Annotated in this window: 23 protein-coding genes; 14 read left to right on the top strand and 9 right to left on the bottom strand. The window is 63.8% G+C overall.

Annotation, left to right across the window (positions count from 1 at the left end):
* From G5B40_RS06315 to G5B40_RS06305, 3 genes are read left to right on the top strand one after another with little or no spacing between them, the layout of a single operon-like run.
* On the top strand, nucleotides 1–945 hold the full coding sequence (locus tag G5B40_RS06315; RefSeq protein ID WP_246209723.1) for an ABC transporter permease: 945 nt from the start codon (nucleotides 1–3) through the stop codon (nucleotides 943–945).
* On the top strand, nucleotides 942–1814 hold the full coding sequence (locus G5B40_RS06310) for an ABC transporter permease (protein WP_165096441.1): 873 nt from the start codon (nucleotides 942–944) through the stop codon (nucleotides 1812–1814). Before G5B40_RS06315 ends, G5B40_RS06310 begins: the two co-directional genes overlap by 4 nt.
* A gap of 40 nt (nucleotides 1815–1854) precedes the next feature.
* Entirely contained in the window at nucleotides 1855–3114 is a 1260-nt protein-coding gene (locus tag G5B40_RS06305; protein WP_165096438.1) for a metal-dependent hydrolase family protein, read from the top strand.
* A 3-nt stretch (nucleotides 3115–3117) separates the two neighbouring features.
* On the opposite strand, the gene G5B40_RS06300 is transcribed toward G5B40_RS06305, so the two are convergent.
* On the bottom strand, nucleotides 3118–3612 hold the full coding sequence (locus G5B40_RS06300; RefSeq protein ID WP_165096435.1) for an Lrp/AsnC family transcriptional regulator: 495 nt from the start codon (nucleotides 3610–3612) through the stop codon (nucleotides 3118–3120).
* A gap of 284 nt (nucleotides 3613–3896) precedes the next feature.
* Here G5B40_RS06300 and G5B40_RS06295 point away from each other — a divergent pair, with 284 nt between their 5' ends.
* The 10 genes from G5B40_RS06295 (at nucleotide 3897) to G5B40_RS06250 (ending at nucleotide 14317) form a co-directional block, all read left to right on the top strand.
* Nucleotides 3897–4787, top strand: coding sequence for a threonine ammonia-lyase (locus G5B40_RS06295; RefSeq protein WP_165096432.1), 891 nt, complete (start codon nucleotides 3897–3899; stop codon nucleotides 4785–4787).
* 7 nt (nucleotides 4788–4794) lie between these two features.
* Nucleotides 4795–5979, top strand: coding sequence for an acetylornithine deacetylase (gene argE, locus G5B40_RS06290; RefSeq protein ID WP_165096429.1), 1185 nt, complete (start codon nucleotides 4795–4797; stop codon nucleotides 5977–5979).
* Nucleotides 5980–6029: 50 nt separating this feature from the next.
* On the top strand, nucleotides 6030–7832 hold the full coding sequence (locus tag G5B40_RS06285; RefSeq protein WP_165096426.1) for an ABC transporter ATP-binding protein: 1803 nt from the start codon (nucleotides 6030–6032) through the stop codon (nucleotides 7830–7832).
* Nucleotides 7833–8274: 442 nt separating this feature from the next.
* Nucleotides 8275–8952, top strand: a complete 678-nt coding sequence (locus tag G5B40_RS06280) for an amino acid ABC transporter permease (RefSeq protein ID WP_165096422.1) — start codon at nucleotides 8275–8277, stop codon at nucleotides 8950–8952.
* A 1-nt stretch (nucleotide 8953) separates the two neighbouring features.
* Nucleotides 8954–9628 carry an amino acid ABC transporter permease gene (locus G5B40_RS06275; RefSeq protein WP_246209722.1) on the top strand — a complete coding sequence of 225 codons (675 nt, stop codon included), beginning with the start codon at nucleotides 8954–8956 and terminating at the stop codon, nucleotides 9626–9628.
* An 8-nt stretch (nucleotides 9629–9636) separates the two neighbouring features.
* Nucleotides 9637–10410 (top strand): amino acid ABC transporter ATP-binding protein, encoded by a 774-nt coding sequence (locus G5B40_RS06270; RefSeq protein ID WP_281350556.1) that lies wholly within the window; start codon nucleotides 9637–9639, stop codon nucleotides 10408–10410.
* A 35-nt stretch (nucleotides 10411–10445) separates the two neighbouring features.
* Nucleotides 10446–11297, top strand: a complete 852-nt coding sequence (locus G5B40_RS06265) for a transporter substrate-binding domain-containing protein (protein WP_165096419.1) — start codon at nucleotides 10446–10448, stop codon at nucleotides 11295–11297.
* A gap of 56 nt (nucleotides 11298–11353) precedes the next feature.
* The gene (locus G5B40_RS06260) at nucleotides 11354–12070 is read left to right on the top strand and encodes a GntR family transcriptional regulator (RefSeq protein ID WP_165096416.1); all 717 of its coding nucleotides are present in this window, start codon (nucleotides 11354–11356) and stop codon (nucleotides 12068–12070) included.
* Nucleotides 12067–13050: an NADPH:quinone reductase gene (locus G5B40_RS06255; protein WP_165096413.1), complete on the top strand. Its 984-nt coding sequence runs from the start codon at nucleotides 12067–12069 to the stop codon at nucleotides 13048–13050. Before G5B40_RS06260 ends, G5B40_RS06255 begins: the two co-directional genes overlap by 4 nt.
* Before the next feature lie 64 nt (nucleotides 13051–13114).
* Complete coding sequence (locus G5B40_RS06250) at nucleotides 13115–14317, top strand: pyridoxal phosphate-dependent aminotransferase (protein WP_165096410.1); 1203 nt, start codon at nucleotides 13115–13117, stop codon at nucleotides 14315–14317.
* Nucleotides 14318–14509: 192 nt separating this feature from the next.
* On the opposite strand, the gene G5B40_RS06245 is transcribed toward G5B40_RS06250, so the two are convergent.
* From G5B40_RS06245 to G5B40_RS06225, 5 genes are read right to left on the bottom strand one after another with little or no spacing between them, the layout of a single operon-like run.
* Complete coding sequence (locus G5B40_RS06245; RefSeq protein ID WP_165096407.1) at nucleotides 14510–14950, bottom strand: PAS domain S-box protein; 441 nt, start codon at nucleotides 14948–14950, stop codon at nucleotides 14510–14512.
* 49 nt (nucleotides 14951–14999) lie between these two features.
* Nucleotides 15000–16091 (bottom strand): NAD(P)H-dependent flavin oxidoreductase, encoded by a 1092-nt coding sequence (locus G5B40_RS06240; protein WP_165096404.1) that lies wholly within the window; start codon nucleotides 16089–16091, stop codon nucleotides 15000–15002.
* Nucleotides 16088–16441: a DUF488 domain-containing protein gene (locus G5B40_RS06235; protein WP_165096401.1), complete on the bottom strand. Its 354-nt coding sequence runs from the start codon at nucleotides 16439–16441 to the stop codon at nucleotides 16088–16090. The genes G5B40_RS06240 and G5B40_RS06235 overlap by 4 nt, the downstream gene beginning before the upstream one ends.
* Nucleotides 16438–17115 carry a 5-formyltetrahydrofolate cyclo-ligase gene (locus G5B40_RS06230; RefSeq protein ID WP_165096398.1) on the bottom strand — a complete coding sequence of 226 codons (678 nt, stop codon included), beginning with the start codon at nucleotides 17113–17115 and terminating at the stop codon, nucleotides 16438–16440. The genes G5B40_RS06235 and G5B40_RS06230 overlap by 4 nt, the downstream gene beginning before the upstream one ends.
* Nucleotides 17112–17339, bottom strand: a complete 228-nt coding sequence (locus G5B40_RS06225) for a hypothetical protein (RefSeq protein ID WP_165096394.1) — start codon at nucleotides 17337–17339, stop codon at nucleotides 17112–17114. Before G5B40_RS06225 ends, G5B40_RS06230 begins: the two co-directional genes overlap by 4 nt.
* Before the next feature lie 148 nt (nucleotides 17340–17487).
* Between G5B40_RS06225 and G5B40_RS06220 the strand changes: the two genes are divergently transcribed.
* On the top strand, nucleotides 17488–18339 hold the full coding sequence (locus G5B40_RS06220) for a LysR family transcriptional regulator (protein WP_165096391.1): 852 nt from the start codon (nucleotides 17488–17490) through the stop codon (nucleotides 18337–18339).
* Nucleotides 18340–18355: 16 nt separating this feature from the next.
* On the opposite strand, the gene G5B40_RS06215 is transcribed toward G5B40_RS06220, so the two are convergent.
* The 3 genes from G5B40_RS06215 to G5B40_RS06205 are packed head-to-tail and all read right to left on the bottom strand — an operon-like array spanning nucleotide 18356 to nucleotide 20338.
* Entirely contained in the window at nucleotides 18356–19561 is a 1206-nt protein-coding gene (locus G5B40_RS06215; protein ID WP_165096388.1) for an NnrS family protein, read from the bottom strand.
* Nucleotides 19554–19895, bottom strand: a complete 342-nt coding sequence (gene fdxA / locus G5B40_RS06210; RefSeq protein WP_165096386.1) for a ferredoxin FdxA — start codon at nucleotides 19893–19895, stop codon at nucleotides 19554–19556. Before fdxA ends, G5B40_RS06215 begins: the two co-directional genes overlap by 8 nt.
* Nucleotides 19892–20338: a group III truncated hemoglobin gene (locus G5B40_RS06205; RefSeq protein WP_211907425.1), complete on the bottom strand. Its 447-nt coding sequence runs from the start codon at nucleotides 20336–20338 to the stop codon at nucleotides 19892–19894. Before G5B40_RS06205 ends, fdxA begins: the two co-directional genes overlap by 4 nt.
* Nucleotides 20339–20424: the final 86 nt, after the last annotated feature.

The raw sequence follows: 20424 nt of genomic DNA, 5'->3' as shown, positions 1-20424 counted from the left end.
ATGTTGAAGTTCCTTGTCGTAAGGTCGATCACCCTTCTGCCGCTCTGCGTGCTCATCGTCAGCATCGCCTTTTCTCTGCTGTATCTCGTGCCAGGGGATCCGGCGACGGTCATGCTCGGCATCGACGCGACGCCGGAACGCATGGTCGAGATGCGGGCGCGCCTTGGGCTGGACCAGGGGTTCCTGCAGCGCTACCTGCTCTACCTTGCGCATGTCGCCCGGGGCGATCTTGGCCATTCGTCCTTTCTGAATCAGGACGTTCTTTCGGCGATCGGCGAGCGCTTGCCCATCAGCCTCCTGCTTGCCGCGCTCAGCCTGCTGTGGGCGATCGTGCTGGGCATCCCGGCGGGCGTGATCGCGGCGGCGCGGCGGGGCAAGCTGGTCGACCGGGTGCTGATGTTCCTGTCGCTCGGCGGTATGTCGATCCCCAGTTTCTGGTTCGGCCTGATCCTGATCCTGGTCGTCGGCGTCTGGATCGGTATCCTGCCCACGGGCGGCTATGTCTCTCCCTTCGATGATCCATGGCAGGCCTTCCGGCACATGTTGCTGCCGTCGCTCAGCCTGGGCTTCATCCAGATGGCGCAGGTCGCCCGCATGACACGCTCGGCCATGCTCGAAATCTTGGGGCAGGACTATATCATGGTGGCGCGCGCCAAGGGCCTGCCCGAACGATCGATCCTGTTCAATCACGCCCTGCGCAACGGGCTGACCAGCATATTGACGGTTCTCGCCATGATCTTCGCCGAGGTTCTGGGCGGCGCCCTGGTGACCGAGCAGATTTTCAGCCTTCCCGGGCTGGGCCAGTTGATCGTCAGCGCCGTCGGCTATCGCGACTACCCGGTGATTCAGGGCGCCCTGGTGGTGGTTGGCATCGCGTATGTTCTGATCAACACGTTGACCGATATCCTCTATCGCATCGTCGACCCGAGGATCAGCGCTTCATGAGCGGCTCGGGTCTCAGCGCCCGGACGGGCCGGATCGTCGCCTTGTATCGGCTCGGAACCGGCAGCGGCCAGCTGCTGTTCGCGGTTTCGACACTCGTGGCGCTGGTGATGCTTGCGGTGCTGGCGCCTGTGATCGTCGCCTATCGGCCCGAGGCGACGGCGATCCTGGACAGGTTGAAGCCGCCGAGCCTCGCCCATCCCTTCGGAACCGACGCGTTCGGGCGGGATATCTTCAGCAGAGTCGCTTATGGCGCGAGGTATTCGCTGCTGATCGGCGCCGCGACGATGGGCGCCACGACCATTCTCGGAAGCGTCATCGGCGTCGTATCCGGCTATGTGCGCGGGTTTCTCGACCTGGCGTTGATGCGGATCATGGAAGCCTTCATGGCGATCCCGGCCATCTTGCTGGCGATCGCTCTGCTCGCGATCCTCGGGAACAACCTTGGCAATCTCATCTTCGCGCTATCGATCGCCTATATTCCGCGGCTGGCGCGTATCGCGCGCGGGCTGACATTGTCGATCTGCGAGGAGCCTTATGTCGAAGCCGCACGCGCGGTGGGGGCCAGTCCGCCGCGTATCGTCTTTCACTACATCCTGCCGCAGTTGCTGCCGGCGATTCTGGTGCAGGGCAGTTTCATCTTCGCCTACGCGGTCATCGCGGAAGCCGGTTTGAGTTTTCTCGGCGTCGGCGTCCAGCCGCCGGCCCCGTCGTGGGGCGGTATTCTCAGCGATGGGCGGACCTATATGTCGATTGCGCCCTGGATCACCATCTTTCCCGGTCTGGGCATCATGCTGATCGTGCTCAGCCTGAACCAGTTGGGGGATGGTTTGCGGGACGCTCTCGACCCGCGATTGCGAAATCTCAGTTGACCGAAACAAGACGACGAAACAACGAGGAGCGTGAAGGCGGATGACCATTATCCTGAAGGGCGGCAAGATCATCGACGGCACCGGTGCGGCGGCGGTCACGGGTGATGTCGTAATTGACGGCGAACGCATCGTATCGGTCGGGAGCAGCGGGCCTCAGGACCCGGACGCCAGGGTTGTGGATGTCGCCGGCAAGACCGTAATGCCCGGACTGGTGGATCCCCATGTCCACATCACCTATGGCGAAACCCTGCACGAGCCGCGGTCCTGGATCTCGTTCGCCACGGTCATGAGCGAACAGGAAAGCGGTTTTTTCGCCTTGACCGACAAGGCCGGGCGGGATGTCGCGTCGGGCGCATATTCATGCCGCAAGACTCTTTGCGCCGGGTTCACGACGGTCCGCGATGTCGGCGTCTCGGCGGGCGGCAGCGACATCGTGCTGCGCGAGGCCGTCAGGAACGGCTACCTGCCGGGGCCAAGGATTCTCGCATGCGGCGGCGGAATCGCGATGACCGGCGGGCATGGCTGGGACGCTGGCGTCATCGAGGCCGATGGCGTCGATGCCCTGCGCACCGTCACGCGGCGGCAACTGAAGGCTGGCGCGGATGTTATCAAGATCTTCGCCACACGCGCCGGCGGTGGCGAGTGGTCGGGTGGGCCGGAGTTCTCGATCGAGGAAATGCGCGTCATCTGCGACGAGGCGCGGCAGCGCGGCAAGCATGTCGCCGCCCATGCCGTCGGGGCCGAAGGGATCAAGCGCGCGGTTCTGGCCGGGGTCAACACCATCGAACACGGTTGCCTCATCGACGAGGAAGCGGCGGAACTGATGGTCGAGCATGACGCCTGGCTGATCTCGACGCTCTATCCCTTCGACAGGCAGGCGACGCGCGCGAAGGAACTTGGCTATTCGGAACACATCGTCGCGTCGTCGGCCGAGATCATGGATGTGTATCCTGAAAACCTGCGCATGGCCGCCAGAAAGGGGGTGAAGATCGCCCTGGGTTCGGATTGCGGCATTCCCGATCTGACGCCGCATGGCGAAAATGCTCTCGAGATCGTTCTTTACCACCGACTGGTCGGCGTTTCCGCCATCGAAGCGATCCACATGGCGACAGGGGCCGCCGCGGAGGCGATTAGATTTGGCGATGCGATTGGCACCCTCGAACCCGGCAAATACGCCGACGTCATCGTGGTGGATGGAGATGTCGAAGCCGACCTCTCCATCCTGCTGGATTCGGGGAATATTCGCCACGTTTACCAGAGCGGATCGCAATCGGTGGAGAACGGCCGGCTTACCGCGTGACGGTCAGCGGGCCGATTCCGCCCCAGTATATCGCGTAACGGGGTAGTGGGTGGAACTCTTGATCTTGCGGATGGCGATCAAGGACTTGAACTGCTTGATGTTCGTGTTGTCGTGAAAGAGGTCGGTGATGATCGCATCGTATTCCTCCATATCGGCGACATGAACGAGCAGCACGAAATCTGCGTCCCCGGTGACGTAGTAGCAGTGCAATATCCGCTCGTTCTTCAAGACGGATCTCTTGAAGAGATCGATCAGTTCCGGTCGCTCGCGTTCGATGGTGACCTCGACGATGACGGTCATGCTCTTGCCGAACATGGCGGGGTCGATGATCGAGACATCCGCGACGATGACGCCCTCTTCCCGCATGCGTTTCACGCGACGAATGCAAGTGGCTGGCGAACTGTGCACCCGGTCGGCAAGCTCCGAAACCGGCAGCTGATTGCTTCTTTGCAGCTCTCTCAAGAGGCGAAGGTCGAGGTCATCAAGCTGAACGGGCATGTGGAGTCCTTCCGCGTTTCATTCGGCGTGCTTTTTTGAACCGCGGCGCAACATATGAGAAAATTATGAAGCAAATCCACAAATATTCTCCCGTATCTTGTTTCTATCGATCAATTTCAGCAGGAAAATGATGATCAATGGCCCGAACTAATCAAACATCCGGCGGACCGGAAACTGCGGCGGCCCAGTCTGAGACACGGGATGGAACACCCACGTTCGAGGGTGTTCTCGATGCGAGCAGGCGGCTGGCGAAGCATTTTCACGCGACCCCCTTGGAGTATTCCATGGGCCTGTCGGACTTTCTGGGGGCGCAAGTCTGGTTGAAGGTCGAGACGATCTCGCCGATCGCGAGCTTCAAGGCCCGCGGCGCATTGAACCACATCCTTCTGGCGCAGGAGGCGGGAAGCTGTCGTGGCGCGGTGACATCTTCGACCGGTAATCACGGCCAGGGCGTCGCATATGCCGCAAAGATGGTGGGCGTTCCCGCCGATATCTTCCTCCCGCTCAACAGCGTGGCGATCAAGAAACGCATGATCGCCCTGTTCGGGGGGACGGTGCACGAGATCGGTCGCGACATAGACGCCGCCAAGGAACATGCTCGCAATTTCGCCGAAGAGCGCAATGCGACCTTCGTGGATGATGGCGAGTCGGTCGCGATGATCGAGGGCGCGGCGACAGTCGGTCTTGAAATCGCCGAGGGTCTGGACGGCATCGATCGGATTTATACTCCGATGGGAAGCGGCGTCCTTGCGTCGGGGATCGGCCTGTCGGCGAGAAATCGCCAAGAGCAGGCCGAGGTCATCGCGGTGCAGTCACACGGCGCGCCGGCGATGTACGAAAGTTTCCACGCCGGAAAACCGGTTGAACGGGAGATCGACACTTTCGCGGATTGCATCGTCTGCCGGGTGCCGGCCGTGCGGGCGCTCGACGGGATTCTGAATTGGGTCGACGACTGTCGGCTGGTTACGGACGATGAGCTTCTGAGCGCCATGCACTCTATGATGGTCCTCGGCCATCTGCTGGTCGAGCCCGGCGCGGCATCGGTGCTGGCGCGCGCCTATCGCGACAGGGAAGAGATCAAGGGAAAGACTGTCGTGCTGGTGGTTTCGGGTGCGAATGTCGATAGCGGCATGATCGCGCGCGCCCTGGGCAGTCCGCAATTGGGCGGCGCGTGAAATGACCATGAACGTGCCAGAAGAACATCTCGCCGCGGCCGTCGGCATCCTCGAGCAGTTGGTCGCGTTCGACACCACGTCGCACCGGTCGAACATGGAGCTCGTCACCTGGGTGAACGCCCTGCTTTCCGAGCTTGGCGCGACCACCTCCATTCTCCCGTCGCCGGACGGAAGGAAGGCGAATCTTTTCGCCACCCTCGGTCCGGTGAGGGACGGCGGGCTGGTGCTCTCGGGCCATTCTGACGTGGTTCCGGCAGACGCCGCGGACTGGGCGAGTCCGCCTTTCGAACTGTCGCGGCGTGGCGATCGTCTGCACGGGCGCGGCGCATGTGACATGAAGGGGTCGATCGCCTGTGCGCTGGCCTTCGCCAAACGGTTCGATGCGAAATCGTCGCCGATTCCGATTCACCTTGCGCTTTCCTATGATGAGGAACTGGGCTGCCTCGGGGTGCCGGGCATCATTTCCGAATTTGGTCGGACCCTGCCGAAGCCGGGTATGGTGTTCGTCGTCGAGCCGACCAGCATGCGGCCTATCGTGGCCCACAAGGGGTATCTCGCCTATGAGACGCGGTTCCTCGGGGAACCCGCGCATTCAAGCCGCCCCGGGGACGGGATCAGCGCCATTCGTATCGCCGTGGCGTTCATCTCGGCTCTGGAAGCGCTTGGCGAGGAACTGTCTCGTGGCGTCAACGTCGCCGACATGACCCCTTCTTTCTCGACAATCAATGTCGGGCGCATCGAAGGGGGGCTGGCCACCAATGTCGTGCCGCCACAATGCAGAATTCTGTGGGAATTGCGTCCGGTGCCGGGGGTGGAGGTTCAGGCGGTTCTCGACCGTCTCGGCGTGCTGGTCGCCCGGTCCCTGGAAAAGGTCATTCCGGTCGCCGATATCGGGTCGCGGATCGTGACCAGGGAAACCGGCGCCGAGCCGACGTTCTCGGACCCGTCCGGCCCGGCGTTTCGCCTTGTCCAGGAACTCACCGGCTGTGAAGGTGGCGATACCGCCGCCTACGGATCCGAGGCGGGATTCTTTCACGCGGCGGGGATCTCGACCGTCATCATGGGGCCGGGCGATGTGCTGCAGGCTCACAGGATCGACGAGTATATCGAGATCGATCAACTCGCCGCCGGGCTCGGCTTTCTCGACGCCCTCGAACTGCGGCTGCGTCGGAATGGAGTCGACGGCCCATGAATTTGCGTCCGGCAGGCGATGCCAGAGATCCTCTTCTCAGGGTCGAGGATTTGACCATCACCTTCGGTCAGGGAGATAACCTCACAACGGTTGTGGACGGTCTGACCTTCGATCTGCGGGCGGGAGAAACCCTCGCCCTGGTCGGGGAGTCAGGCTCGGGTAAATCCGTCTCGACGCTTGCTGCCGTCGGGTTGATCGCTGCGCGGGGCGGGAGCCTGCGATCAGGCAAGTCCCTCTATCGCGCGGCGTCCGGCGAAACGCTGGACCTGACCCGGACGCCCGAACGGCTGTTGCGTCGCGTCCGCGGGCTGGAGATCGGCCTGGTCTTCCAGGAGCCGATGACATCGCTCAATCCGGTGTTTCCGATCGGCCGGCAAATTTCGGACGCCGCCCGCTATCACCAGGGAATTTCCGACAGCGCGGCGCGCGCGCTCGCGCTCGACATGCTCAATCGGGTGCGCATCGCGGATGCCGAGAAACGCCTGGATCAGTACCCGCATGAGTTTTCGGGCGGAATGCGCCAGCGGGCGATGATCGCCATGGCGCTCTCGTGCAATCCGCGCCTGCTAATCGCGGACGAACCCACCACCGCGCTCGATGTGACCGTGCAGGCGGAAATCCTGAGCCTAATCAAACACCTGCAGAAGGACTTGGGGACCTCGGTCCTGTTCATTTCTCACGACCTGAGCGTAGTGAGCGAGATGAGCGACCGCGTCGTCATTATGAAGGAGGGAAAAAAGGTCGAAGAGGGTTCGGCCGTGGATGTCCTCTTGAGGCCACAGGCCACCTACACGAGGAACCTGCTGAGCGTGGTGCCCAAGCTGGGAGAGACGCGCGACTCCGCCGGCCCCGTTCGGATTCCCATCATCGACCAGGAAGGGGCCCGGCCGGACGCTGTTCCGGCGAAGGCTTCGCCTCCGGCCGACCCGAATTCCGGGCCGCTCCTGAAGGTGGTTGACCTGACCAAGACCTATCAGATGCGCAAGGGCCTGCTGCGGCGGATCGTCGGCGAAGTGCATGCCGCGCGATCCGTCAGCTTCGAGATCGACCGCGGCCGGACTCTCGGGCTGGTCGGGGAAAGCGGAAGTGGCAAGTCCACCGTCGGCCGTTGCATTCTGCGCCTCATCGAGCCCGACGCCGGGTCGGTGATGGTGGACGGGACAGACGTGACCAAGCTGACGCACCGGGAAATGGACCGGCTTCGCGGAGAGTTGCAGATCGTGTTCCAGGATCCTTACGCCTCGCTCAATCCGCGCAAGACGGCTGGCAACATCGTCGGTGAGCCCCTGATCATCCACCGCGGGGCGACCGGAACCGAGCTCGAGGACCGTGTGGCATGGCTATTCGAAAAGGTTGGCTTGCTGCCCGAGCATATGGACCGCTATCCGCATGAATTCTCTGGCGGCCAGCGTCAGAGAATCGGCATCGCCCGCGCCATCGCGCTCAATCCGAAACTGATCGTCGGGGACGAGCCGGTTTCGGCGCTGGATGTTTCGGTCCGGGCGCAGATTGTCAATCTGATGATCGATCTTCAGGAAGAGTTCGGCATTTCCTACCTGTTCATTTCTCATGACATGGCGGTTGTGGAGCGCATGAGCCATGATATCGCCGTCATGCGCGCTGGCGAAATCGTCGAGATCGGCGATCGCAGGAAAGTGCTGTCGGACCCCAGGCATCCCTATACGCAGAAACTGATTTCGGCCGTCCCGGCGATCGACCCGGGCCGCCGCGCGCGGTTCCGGCCGCTATCGGTCGATACGCCCGTCAGCGCGCTCCGCCCGCCCAATTGGAGTCCCAAGCCGATCAGATACGAGGCCGCCTCCAGCAATCACAAGTTCGCCGTCGGCGATTAGCGGCCGCAGCGCCGTCGAGCGAGAAACCGGCCGCCGCCAGGGCGGGTTTTCTAGGCTTCACCATTCGAAGCGATCTTCCGAATTCCTGATTCTCCGACCGTCAACGGCGCCGAAAGAATCGGTCATTCGGTCGCCGTCGCGCTTTGAGCGGAGCTTGCATTTGATGGATGTCTCAATGGCTTGATTGGGGTTTGGGGCCGGTTCGGGGAATTTATCCGGACCTCTCTGTCAAAGCTCCGTCCGTGGTCGCTTTCTGTCGACCGTAGGAAACAGGCTTGGCGGCGCTCGCCTTCGCATGCGTCGCCCTCCCGTGGCCGCGCGAGGCATCCGCCAGGGATCGTTTCAGGATTTGGCGATATTGTAGATTGTTGACAACTTGCGGCCTCGTCCATAGCGTCGCGCGGAGTTTCTGAAGAGCCACCGGCCCGGCGGGGGAGAGCGTTTGCACGACTGGAATTTCCTCGCCGTTTTCGCAGATTGGGAATTCCTGCTTCTCGGTCTGGTCAATTCCCTCAAAGTGGCGGGGCTCGCGCTGACGTTCGGCGTTCCCCTCGGCCTCCTGATCGCGTTGGGTCGCCTGTCGCGGATCAGGCCGCTGCGCATCCTCTGCACCTTTGTGATCGAGTTCTTCCGAACCACGCCGCCGCTGGTGCAACTTTTCTGGTTCTTCTTCGCCCTGCCGATCCTGATCGACGTACGAATGACGCCGTTCATCGCCTCCGTCGCGACGCTCTCTATTCAGTCCTCCGCGTTTTTCGCGGAGGTGTTTCGGGGTGGCATCAACTCGATCGACAAGGGGCAGTGGGAGGCCGCGAAGGCGATCGGCATGACGCGGGGAGAGTCATTGCGGCGCATCATCCTGCCGCAGGCCGTCAAGCGGATGATTCCAGCGTTCGTCGAACGATCGATCGAGTTGTTCAAGACCACGACGCTGATCTCCACGGTCTCCTACGCCGACCTGATGTTCCAGGCCAACGAGTTGGCGCAGAAAACCTTCCGTCCGCTCGAAGTCTATACGGTGGTAGCCGGAATCTACTTCCTGCTGATTCTGGTCTTTTCGCAGGTTTCGATCGTGCTTGAGAAGCGACTCGCCCTCAGCGGCGATTCGACGGTGCGCTGATATGGGGGGCATAGGATACGAGTGGGATTTCGCCTCTGTCTTCGCCTATTGGGACGTTCTTCTGGCCGGGCTTGAGGGCACGCTGTCGCTCTTCGCGGTCTGCGTGGTTCTGGGCCTGGGCGGTGGGCTGGTCGTCGGCACGCTGCGCTACGCCCGCAACCGGGCGATCCGTCTGCCCGCCTCCGCCTTTGTCGAGGTCTTTCGCAATATTCCGGTGCTGGTCCAGATTATCTGGTTCTACTTCGCCTTCCCCATCATCGTCCCGTTCGAAGTCAGCCCATACATGGCCGCGGTTCTAGGTATTTCGCTCAACACGATGGCGTTCTCGGCGGAGATCTTCCGCGGCGGCATCCAGTCGATGGAGCCGGGCCAATGGGAGGCGGCGAAGGCGATCGGCATGACCTACAACCAGACGCTGCGCCGGGTGATCCTGCCGCAGGCGATCAAGCGCATGCTGCCGGCGCTGACCAATCGCGGCATCGAGGTTTTCAAGATGTCGACGCTGGCCTCGATCGTCGCCTATGTGGAGACGCTCCAGCAGGCGAAGCTGATCGCCTCGTTGGAGTACAATCCCATCGAATCCTACACCGTGGTGGCGCTTCTGTTCTTCGTCATTCTCTATCCCATCGTCCAGGCCACCTATGCGCTGGAACGGCGGTTCGGCAAAAGCGATTGAGGGGACCTGTGCGCGACGTCATCAAAGTAGAGAATTTGTGCAAACGCTTCGGCGCGCAAGAGGTGCTCAAAGGCATCGACATGCAGGTGCGCGAGGGCGAAACCGTCGTGCTTCTGGGCTCCAGCGGCTCGGGAAAGAGCACGCTGCTGCGCTGCATCAACTTCATGGAGGAGCCGAGCGCCGGCCGCGTCACCCTGCGTGGCGAGGCGGTTGGCAGCGAACGCGGCGGTAGGATCGTGTATCGTGAGCGTGAGCTCTGCAAGCTGCGCACGCGGATCGGGATGGTGTTCCAGCATTTCAACCTCTTTCCGCACATGACCACATTGCAGAACGTCATGGAGGGGCAGCGCGTGGTTCTCGGCCGCTCCGCGGCGGAGGCCGAGGAAAAAGCGATGCGCCAACTGGCGCGGATGGGGCTGGAGGACAAGGCGCCCGAGTATCCCGCGCGCCTTTCCGGTGGCCAGAAGCAACGCGTCGCGATCGCGCGCGCGCTAGCCATGGACCCGGAGGTGATGCTGTTCGACGAGGTCACCTCGGCGCTGGACCCTGAATTGGTGGGCGAGGTGTTGAAAGCCATGCGCCAACTGGCCGAGGAGGGCATGACGATGATCTGCGTCACCCATGAGATCGGTTTCGCCTATCACGTCGCGAACCGCGTGATGTTCCTGCATGAGGGGCGGATTCTCGAACAAGGGCCGCCACAGGACATGCTCGTAACCCCCGAGAGCGCGCGCGTGCGCGAGTTCCTCGAGGGGCATTCGCTGTTCAAACTGCCGCACTGAATACGGACGACTTCAAAACCCGAAGGGAGCGAAAGATGAAACAATTCATGCGAACAGCGGCGCGGACGCTCGCCGCGCTCGCGGTGACGGCGGCGGCGAGCCTCACCGTCTCGGCGGCGGCGGCGCAATCGACCTGGGAGACGATCAAGGAGCGCGGCACGTTGCGCATCGGCGTGGCGCAGGCCCCGCCCTGGTTCTCGAAGGATCCGCGCACCGGCGAATGGAACAGCGGCCTGGGCATCAGCGTCGGCAAGGCGATGGCAGAAACCCTCGGCGTCGAACTTGAGACGGTCGAGATCACCTGGGGCACAGCGATCGCGGCGCTAGAGACGGGCAAGATCGACATCCAGTTCCAGATGGACGCGACGCCGGAACGCGCGCTGGTCGTCGATTTTCCCAAACAGCCCTTCGATTTCGTGTCGCTGGCGGTGCTGGCGAACGACGATCTGGACACCTCGACCTGGGCTGGTCTCAACAAGCCCGAAATTTCGATCGCGGTGCCGCAGGCGACTTCGATGGACGCGTTCCTGACGCGCAACACGCCGAACGCGGATATCCAGCGTTTCCCGGACAACGCCGGCGCGATCGCGGCGTTCCAGTCCGGGCGCGTGGACGCGGTGTCGCTGTTCTTCCCGCCGCTTCTGTCTGCGCTGAAGAAACTGGGTCATGGCAAGGTGGTCATACCCCAGCCGGCGTTCAGCTCGCCCTCCAGCGCGGCGGTGCGGCGTGAACCCGACAAGACGTTCCGCGACTGGGTCGATACGACGATCTACTATTACTATGAAACCGGCCAGACGCAGAAATGGTACGAAGAGGTCGTCGCCGAATTCGGTCTCGACCCGGCGAAAGTGCCGCCGATCCAGCGCGAATTGCTGTTCCTGAAATGATCAAAGCGGGGCGGATCCGGAATCCGCCCCGCCTCCTCTCACGACAAGAACGATGAATGACCTCTCTCAAACCCGTCTCCGGCCAGACGCTGAGCTATCAGGTCGAAGAGCAACTGCGCGCCTTCATCTTCAGCGGCGCGGTCCGACCGTCCGAGCGGATGACGGAGACCGCGCTCGCCAGCCGGTTGAAGGTCAGCCGGGGGCCGCTGCGCGAGGCGATCTTCCGGTTGATCGAAGATGGCCTGATCGTGAAGGAGGCCTACAAGAGCATTCGCGTCCGCCCGACCAGCGTGAAGGAGCTTCGCGAACTGACGTCCATGCGTCTGACGCTAGAGAGTTTCGCCTTTCGGCAGGCTTGGGACAAACGTACGGATGCTGACCTCGCGGAGATCGACGCGCGGTGCGCGCGACTTGTCGCCGCCGTGGAGGGTGAAGACCGGCGCGAGGCCATTCTCGACAGGGAGGTCGCCTTTCACGGTTGGGTGTTCGAGATGTCAGGTCATTCCCTGCTGCTCGCTAGCTGGCGGAGCCTGACGCCGCTGCTGCGATTCTATCTCTCAATACATCAGCAGAAATTCGGGTTTCATGCGTTTTTCGCCGCGACCGCCAAGGAATACAGCGCCCTTGCGCGCGGCGACGACCTGGAAGCCATGCAGCGCCATCTTCGCGGGCATCTGGAGATGGGCCTCGAAAAGGTCGTGCGCAGCTTCGACGGCGATGCGCCCGAGGATGCGCGCTTAGAAGAGTCCCAGGAAAAGGCGGTGAAAGAATGAAAGCCATATCCGTTCACGAATTCGGCGGCCCCGAGAAGTTGCGCATGGAGACGCATCCGGACCCGGCGCCGGCCCCCGGCGAAGTCGTCGTCGCGATCCGCGCCGCCGGCGTCAATCCGGCCGACGTCTACATGCGGAGGGGCGGCTACCGGCTCACACCTGCGCTGCCCTACATTCCGGGCGGCGACGCGGCCGGCGAGATTGTCGCTGTGGGCGGCGATGCGCGGCGTCTGAAAGTTGGTCAGCGCGTCTTCATCGCTTCGACGCTGGGGGTCGCCATCGACCCGCATGCTGGTTTCACGGGGTGCTATGCGGAACGGGTCGCGCGTCCCGAAGAGCAGGTGCTGGCCCTGCCGGACGGGGTTTCGTTTGCGCAGGCGGCGGCCTTGGGTTTGCCCTACACGACCGCGCATTTCTGTCTTTTCGCGCGCGGGGGTGCGCAGGCCGGGGAAACCGTTTTCATCCACGGCGCCAGCGGCTCGGTCGGGACGGCGGCCGTCCAGCTGGCGAAACGCGCGGGCCTTAGGGTGATCGGCAGCGCGGGAAGCGCGGAGGGTCTTGAACTTATCCGGCGGGAGGGCGTCGATCACCCCGTCGATCATTCGCGGCCCGGGTATCTGGACGAGGTCCGCCGGCTCCCCGCGCCGCAGCTGATCCTGGAGATGCTGGCCGACAGGAACCTCGCCGCGGATATCGACGTCATCGCGCCTGGCGGCCGGATCGTCATCGTCGGCTGCCGAGGCGAGACGACGATCAACCCCCGTTCGCTGATGGCGAAGGACGCGGATATTCGCGGCGTCATGATCTGGAACGCGGCGGCCGATCAGATCAGGTCGGTATTGCAGGATGTTCTCGCCGGCGTCGCGGAGGGCGCGCTCCGGCCGGTCGTGGGGCGCGAGATGCCGCTGAGCGAAGCGGCGCGCGCGCAGGAAGCGGTCATCGCCGACGGGAATAACGGCAAGATCGTTCTGATCCCCTGAGCGGTCGGCGCCCATTGGGGCGCGCGCACCCGCACCGCCAAAGACACAGAGCCGGAGACCCGACATGCCGCAGTTCGCCGCCCGTCTGAACACCATCGTCACCGCCGAAGCCTCACAATTGCTGAGCGAGGTGAAGGAGATGCAGCGAAACGGGCGTGACATCGCCATGCTCTGTGTCGGAGAGCCGGATTTCGATACGCACCCGCGCACAGGCGACGCGGCCAAGGCCGCGATCGACGCGGGAGCGACGAAATATGCGCCGCTCGCCGGCGTCCATGAGCTGCGCCAGGCGATCTGCGACAAGCTTCGGCGCGACAATGGTCTGAATTTCACCGTCGAGAACGTCATCGCCTGCACCGGCGGCAAGCAGGTGATCTACAACGCCTTCATGGCTACGCTTGATCCGGGCGACGAGGTGATCGTTCCGGCGCCCTATTGGGCCGGCTACCCGGATGTGATCCGGATCTGCGGCGCCGCTCCCGTTTTTGCGGAAACCCGGGATGTGGACGACTTCATCCTACGGGCGGATACCCTGGAGTGCGCGATCAGCGACAGGACGAAGTGGCTGATCCTGAACAGCCCCTCCAATCCGACCGGCGCCATGCATGACCGGAGCGATCTGGAGGCGCTTGCCGACGTGCTGCGCCGACATCCCGATATCTGGATCCTGTGCGACGATATCTATGAGCACATTCGCTTCGACGACGCGCCATTCGTCACGCTCGCGCAGGTCGCGCCTGATCTGAAGGATCGGGTGCTGATTGCGAACGGGTGCTCAAAAAGTTACGCCATGACCGGTTGGAGACTTGGGTTCGGCGCCGGGACTTCCGAACTGATCGATCGGATGATCACCATTCAGTCTCAGGTCACGCTGGCGCCCTCCACGATCAGCCAGTGGGCCGCGGTGCGGGCGCTGGAGGAAAACCTGTCGATCCAGGGAGAGCAACTGGCGACGCTCCTTCGGCGCCGGGACCTGGCCGTCTCCATGTTGAACCAGACCGCAGGACTGAACTGCAATCGTCCCAAAGGCGCATTTTACATCTATGTGAACTGCGCCCGGATCATCGGAAGATCGACGCCTGACGGTAGGGTGATCGAGACCGACCGAGAGTTCTGCAGATACCTGCTGGATGCAGCGGACGTCGCTGTCATGCCGGGCGCCGCCTATGGTCTCTCACCCTATTTCCGGCTGTCTTACGCCATCGACACCGAGGAATTGGAGCGGGCGCTGGCGCGTATCCAGACAGCGTGCGCCGCGCTTCGCTAAGACCTCTCCGGGCGCGCCCTGGCGAGCCTCTTTCCGAACGCGGGAGAGCGTCGGAGAGGACGATATGCCCACTCTGGCGGTGCGCCTTCCGAGGCTGACCTTACTTGTCCAGACGGGTGGTCGTTGTTTTTTCGCATATGCGGAGCGCGGGCGTCATCTCGCTCAGGCGCGCGCCCGCAATCGCCCCAATGCCTACATCACGCCGGTCGCGCGTTCGCACTCACGCGCGAGCCGTTTCTCCAGCGCCTTGCGCCGTTCGAACTCCGCGGTGACGTCGCGCAGGATCGCGGCGACGCCGATGATGGCGCCACGCCTCTCCCGAAGCGGCGTGATCGAGAACTGGATGGAGATTCGGCGGCCGTCTCTGGTGATCGCCGGGACGGCGAGAAGATCTCCGCCGCCGTATTTCGTCTTCCCCGTCCGCATCGTCTCGCGGTAGCCCGCGTTGTGGCGGGCGCGCTGCGCCTCGGGGATGATGATGTCCAGGGGGCGATTGAGCGCCTCTTCACGTGTGAAACCGAATATTCGTGTCGCGCCCGCGTTCCAGAAACGAATGACGCCGTCACGGTCCGACACGACAAGCGCATCGGGCATATCGCGGAGCAGTATGTCGCCGAGCCGGTTGAGATTCATCATGCCTTCCTTGATCGGGCGGAAACGCCCCGAGCCTGAAATTGCCGCTTCATCGCGATGGTTCCCGCAACCGAATGCTCTCCGGCGCGCTTGACCTGGCCGGCTTCGTCGCGGCTGAGCGCTTCTCCTCCCGTCCGGCGATATCCGTGACGACTGCCGATGCTTCGCGCGCGATATCCGCGACAATCTCGCCGGCCGGACGAATCCGGTCGATCTCGCCGGCGACCTGTCCCGCGAAGAGCGCCAGCTGATCGAGATCGCCGGTCATCGAGCGCAGCGGCGAGTCGGTGCTCCAGAGATAGATCGGCCGGCCTTCCTCCTCGGCGACGGCGCGCCTTTCCACACGTGCGCCGCCATGACCGAATGTCTGCGCGCCGAGCGTGTTCGTCAGCGCGTTCGAAAGCACCCGGACGGGTGAATCCGGCGGCCAGTTGATGCTGAACGCGTCGGTGTGGACGGTCCCGTCCGAGCGCGCGTCGAGTAGGCGGCGCTTGTGGATCTCATGCGCGAACGATTCCTCGCTCGCCAAAAATGCGGTGCCGCAATGGACGCCCGCCGCGCCGAGGGCGAGCGCCGCGACGAGGCTGGCGCCCGACGCGAACCCGCCAGAGCCGATGACCGGAATTGCGAGCGCGCGCGCGACTTGCGGCAGGAGGACGAGAGAGGAGACGCCGCCTTTCACATGGCCTCCGGCCTCCACCCCCTGCGCAATCACCGCGTCGACGCCGGCCGCCGCGGCCGCCTGGGCGTCGTCGAGTGAGCCGACTTGGTAGAGAACGCGAAGCCCGGCCGCCTTCGCCTTCGCGACCGCGTCCGGCGCCACGTCCCAGAAGAAAACCATCGTCCCGACCCGCGCCTCGATACAGACGGCGAGTTCCTCGTCGAAAAGCGCGGAGTCGGTGGCGGCGGGGATGAGATTGACCCCGAAGGGCGCGTCGGTCCGCTCACGGACGGCCGCGATCTCGCGCGCGATCAGCGCAGGCGGCTCACGAACCATGCCGAGACAGCCGAAGCCGCCGGCCGCGGAGACCGCCGCCGCGAGTTCGGACCGCGCGACCCCGCCCATCCCGGCCTGAAGGATCGGAAACCGGCAGCCGAGAAGATCGCAGATCGGGGTATGGAGCGGTGCGGCGGGCTTCATTCCCTCTCCCTCAGATAGGCCGCCAGCGCGACGGCGTTGTTGTGCTCTTCATCCTTGGCGGCGTAGACCAGCGTCACCGGTCCCTCTTTCATCCGCGCGCGAAGCGCCGCCAGCGCCTCGGTCTTCTCATCGAGTTCTTCGGCGTAGCGTTTCCGGAATTCCGCCCATTTTTCGGGGTCGTGACCGAACCACGCGCGCAGATCCGGACTTGGGGCGAGGTCGCGCGCCCAGAGATCGAGCCGGAGACGATGCTTCGCCATGCCGCGCGGCCAGAGCCGATCGATCAGAACCCGTTGACCGTCGGACCTTCGGGCAGCCCGGTAGGCGCGCTTGACCCGCAGATCGCTCACGTGGAAATTGTCCTGCGGATGGTGTCCTCGCCAGTCACGATCAGGTCCATCGGAATGTCATGCCATTGAGGATAAATTGTCGGCAGGGCTGCGAAGGCCTGGCCGACGCCGATCACCATCGGCTTGCCAGGCAGGGAAGCGAGCGTGCGGTCGAAGTATCCGCCACCATAGCCGAGGCGGTAGCATTCGGAGTCGAATCCGACCAGCGGCGCGATTACGACGTCCGGCGTCAACTCAGGCTCATCGTCGGGTACCGGAATGTTCCAGACTCCGCGCGCCATTCTCGTATATGGCGTCCATTGCCGGAAGATCAGCGGCCGCCCCTTCGCCGTAACGATCGGCAACGCCGCGCGCGCGCCGGTTTCAGTCACGGAACGCATCCAGCCGCGAAGGTCCAACTCGCCGCGAAACGGCCAGTAGAGGCTGATGGCGACGCCCGGCCCGGGGGCGATCAACTGGTCCAGTTGAGCCGCGATCGCTTCTGCGGTGCGGTTGCGCGCCTCGACCGGCTCGCGCCGGCGCTCCGCGATCAGGCGTTCGCGCTCGGCCTTCCGCCAGCGCGCGACGTCGCGCGCCGCCACGGGGTCCGCGACGGCGTATCCGCTCTCGGTCTCAACCAGTTCGTGAGCGAAGCAGGGCGAAGAGGCGAATCCGCTGTAGTCGTCGCTGCTCATCGATTGCCGCGTTCCCTCTCGATTCGAATCGGCGCCAGTTCGGGCGCCCGCGCCTCGTCGCCAAGGAGCGCGCTGACGCGCGCGCCCAGCGACCGGAGCCGGGCATGGGCGTCATGCGGACTGTGCGCCGGGGTGATCGAGGAGTGGACATTCGCCGCGCCGGACGGAACGGCGCTCCGGATGAGCTTGGTCACGAGTTCGACAAGGGATGTTTTGCGGCGCATGATCACCTCCTAGTCTCGGGCTTCCGGCGGCGGGACGCTGATCCGGAACCGAATGGCTGCTGGAAGGATAGCAAGCCGACGGGCATCGGAATAACGAATTTTGTAAGTTCTTGAATTCGGATATTTCGATATTAAAATGCGGGCGAAGATGGACACGGAACTCGCCCGCACTTTTCTGACCATCGCCGCCACGGGCAGTTTCATCGCCGCCGCGGAGCGGCTCCATATCACCCAGTCGACCGTCAGCGCCCGGATGCGGACATTGGAGGAGCAACTCGGCGCTTCGCTCTTCATCCGCAATCGGGCGGGCGCGTCGCTCACTGACGCCGGGCGGCGTTTCCAGAAACATGCGGCGCTTCTCGTCCGGACGGTGGAGCAAGCTCACCACGATGTCGGGCTCGCGGAGGGGATCCGCGCCAGCGTGACCGTGGGCGCGCGCATCGGGCTCTGGGACGGGCTGATGCTCGACTGGCTCGGCGATTTGCGCCGGAGGATGACGGATGTGTCGGTCCGCGCCGAGATCGGATTGGAGGCGGAACTGATGCAGGGCCTGATCGACGGGCGCATTGATATCGGCGTGATGTACACGCCGCAGCGCCGACCGAATCTGGAATTGACGCATCTTCTGGACGAACATCTGGTGTTGGTGAGCGCGGCGGGCGCGCCGCCGCTCGATACGGGCTATATTCATGTCGATTGGGGGCCGGAATTCTACACCCAGCATGGCGCCATGCATCCGGCTCTCGGCGGCCCGGCGCTGACGGTCAATATCGGCTGGCTCGGGCTCGCCTATCTGCTCGCCAATGGCGGCTCAGGCTATTTCCCGCATCGGCAGGTCGCGGCGCTGATCGCGGCGGGAACCCTCTATCGCCCGCCGCATGCGCCGGGCTTCACCTTGTCGGCCTGGCTCGCGTATCAGAGGGACCGCGACCATCGCGTGATAGATCCGATGCTCGCCTCGCTGGTCGATCACGCCCGCAGAGCGGACGTGGAGGACTAGGCCGGGACGCAGGTGTTCATTTCGCTCCCGCATCCGGCCGCGGCGCGATCAGCATCGGGCCGTAGCGCAGCGCGAAAAGCCCGAACGCGCCGCCCCAGCAAAGCGCCGAGACGACGTAGCCGCCGATCATCGGCGCGAGCGAAAGCGCGGTGAGCGCTCGCGCCAGTGCGCCGAACCAGATCAGCAGATACATGGCGCTGTCGGCGGCGTCAGCCGCCAGCGCCCGTCCGGTATGGCCGCGCGCGCTCCGGGTCATGATCGCCATCATCATCCCACTCATCGCGCCAACGGTGAAAATGTGCGTGGCCGCGACCACGGGCGCCGCGTCAATGAAAGCCAGCGCGCGGAAGGCGAGGCCCACGGGCATCCAGAAATAACCCAGCGACATGCACCAGAGAAGCGGCTCGCGCCATCCGCGTTGCGGGCGCCAGCCGATCCATCTGAGCGCTTGCGCCGCTGCGACGGCCGTGCAGAGAAGGGCCGCCGCGCCCCCCCACCTGACGCCCGAAGGCGCAATGAGATCGGCGAGCGTGAGCGCGATCAGCCCGCCGATGGAGACCGCCTCGACGACGCGCCATCGCCGGCTTCTTCCACCCGTCTGCGCGGCCCGGTCGTGAAAGAGCGGGATGACGCGCCCGCCGATGATCGTGATCAGGATTAGGAAGAGGTCGATGGCGAGCTGGAACGGCTGATCGGGATCGGAGGCAAGAAAAACCCCGAGCCGGTCGAGATGGAAGCAGAGATTGCACGCCCCAAGCGCGAGCACCGCGGCGACGATAACGAAATTGCGCCGGTTCCCGCTCAGGTGGATTGGCCGGACGATCGCGATCGCCACGGCCGGCAGAAAGAGAGCATCCACGAACGCCGCGGCGGAAGCCGGACAGAACCCCATGGCGACGCGCCCGGCGGTCCAGAGCAGAAGAAGCGCGAGAAGCGGCCAACCCTCCGCCACCGTGCGCCCGGTCCATTCCCTGACCGCGGTGAAGAGGAATCCGGTGAGAATGGCCGGCGCGAAACCGAAGAGCAACTCGTGCGCGTGCCAGTCGCGGGCGTCGACGCCCGCCGGGTCAAGCACCAGGCCCCCCGCGAGTGCGGCGACCCAAAGCAGGATCGACAGCGCCGCGAAGAGCGATCCGACGAGGTAGAAGGGACGGAAACCGGCGGAGAGGAATGCGTCGAGGTCCGGCCCCCGCCGGAGTGTTCCGGCGCCGCCTTCACTCATCACCGGCTCCGGGTTCGGGGCTGAAATGCCCGGCGTATTTGTCCGCCACGCCGTCCCACTCCTCGGCATCGGCGGGCGGATCCTTCTTCATCGTGATGTTGGGCCAGAGCGGGGCGAACTTCGCGTTCACCTCCAGCCATTTCTCCAGCCCCGGCGCTGTGTCGGGGCGGATCGCGTCGGCCGGGCATTCCGGCTCGCACACGCCGCAGTCGATGCATTCGTCCGGGTGGATGACAAGCATGTTCTCGCCTTCGTAGAAGCAGTCGACCGGGCAGACCTCCACGCAATCGGTGTATTTGCATTTGATGCAGTTGTCAGTGACGACGAAGGTCATTGCGCATACTCTCGCGGCGCCGTGGTCCTGAACCCGTCGAGCCGAAAGAACAGCGTCATCGTCAGGCTCCGCGCGATCCGTTCGGCTCGTTCTATGAAGAGCCGCGCCGCGTCGGGCGGACAGACCTCCTCCGCAGTTTGGCGAAAATGCATGAGCCAGACCTCGAAAAGCTCCGGCCGGAGCGAATCGATCCGCTGATGGACCGGGACCGGCTGTCCCTTGTAGCGGCCTGTCGTGAGCATCACCGACGACCAGAAGTCGAACATCTTTCGCAGATGTGGCTCCCAGTCGTCGCCGATGGCCTTATCGAAGATCGGCCCCAGCTCGGGGTCGCGCCGGACCGTATCGTAGAATCGACGAATCAGCCGCTCGATCATTGCTTCGGTGATCTCCGTCCGTCGATCCCATGCCGGTGCGCTCGATGGTTTTGCAGGTTGGGTCATCGTCACCCCTAAAAGAAGTATTCGTAGTGCATCTTTTCTACGCCCGTCGGCGGCATGAATCAATGTCTCGTTCGCACCTTGCGTTG

The organism is Pikeienuella piscinae (genome assembly GCF_011044155.1).
GTDB classification, from domain to species: Bacteria; Pseudomonadota; Alphaproteobacteria; order Rhodobacterales; family Rhodobacteraceae; genus Pikeienuella; species Pikeienuella piscinae.
The sequence above is the reverse complement of the archived record's forward strand: the minus strand, read 5'-3'. Positions and strand labels throughout refer to the sequence as shown.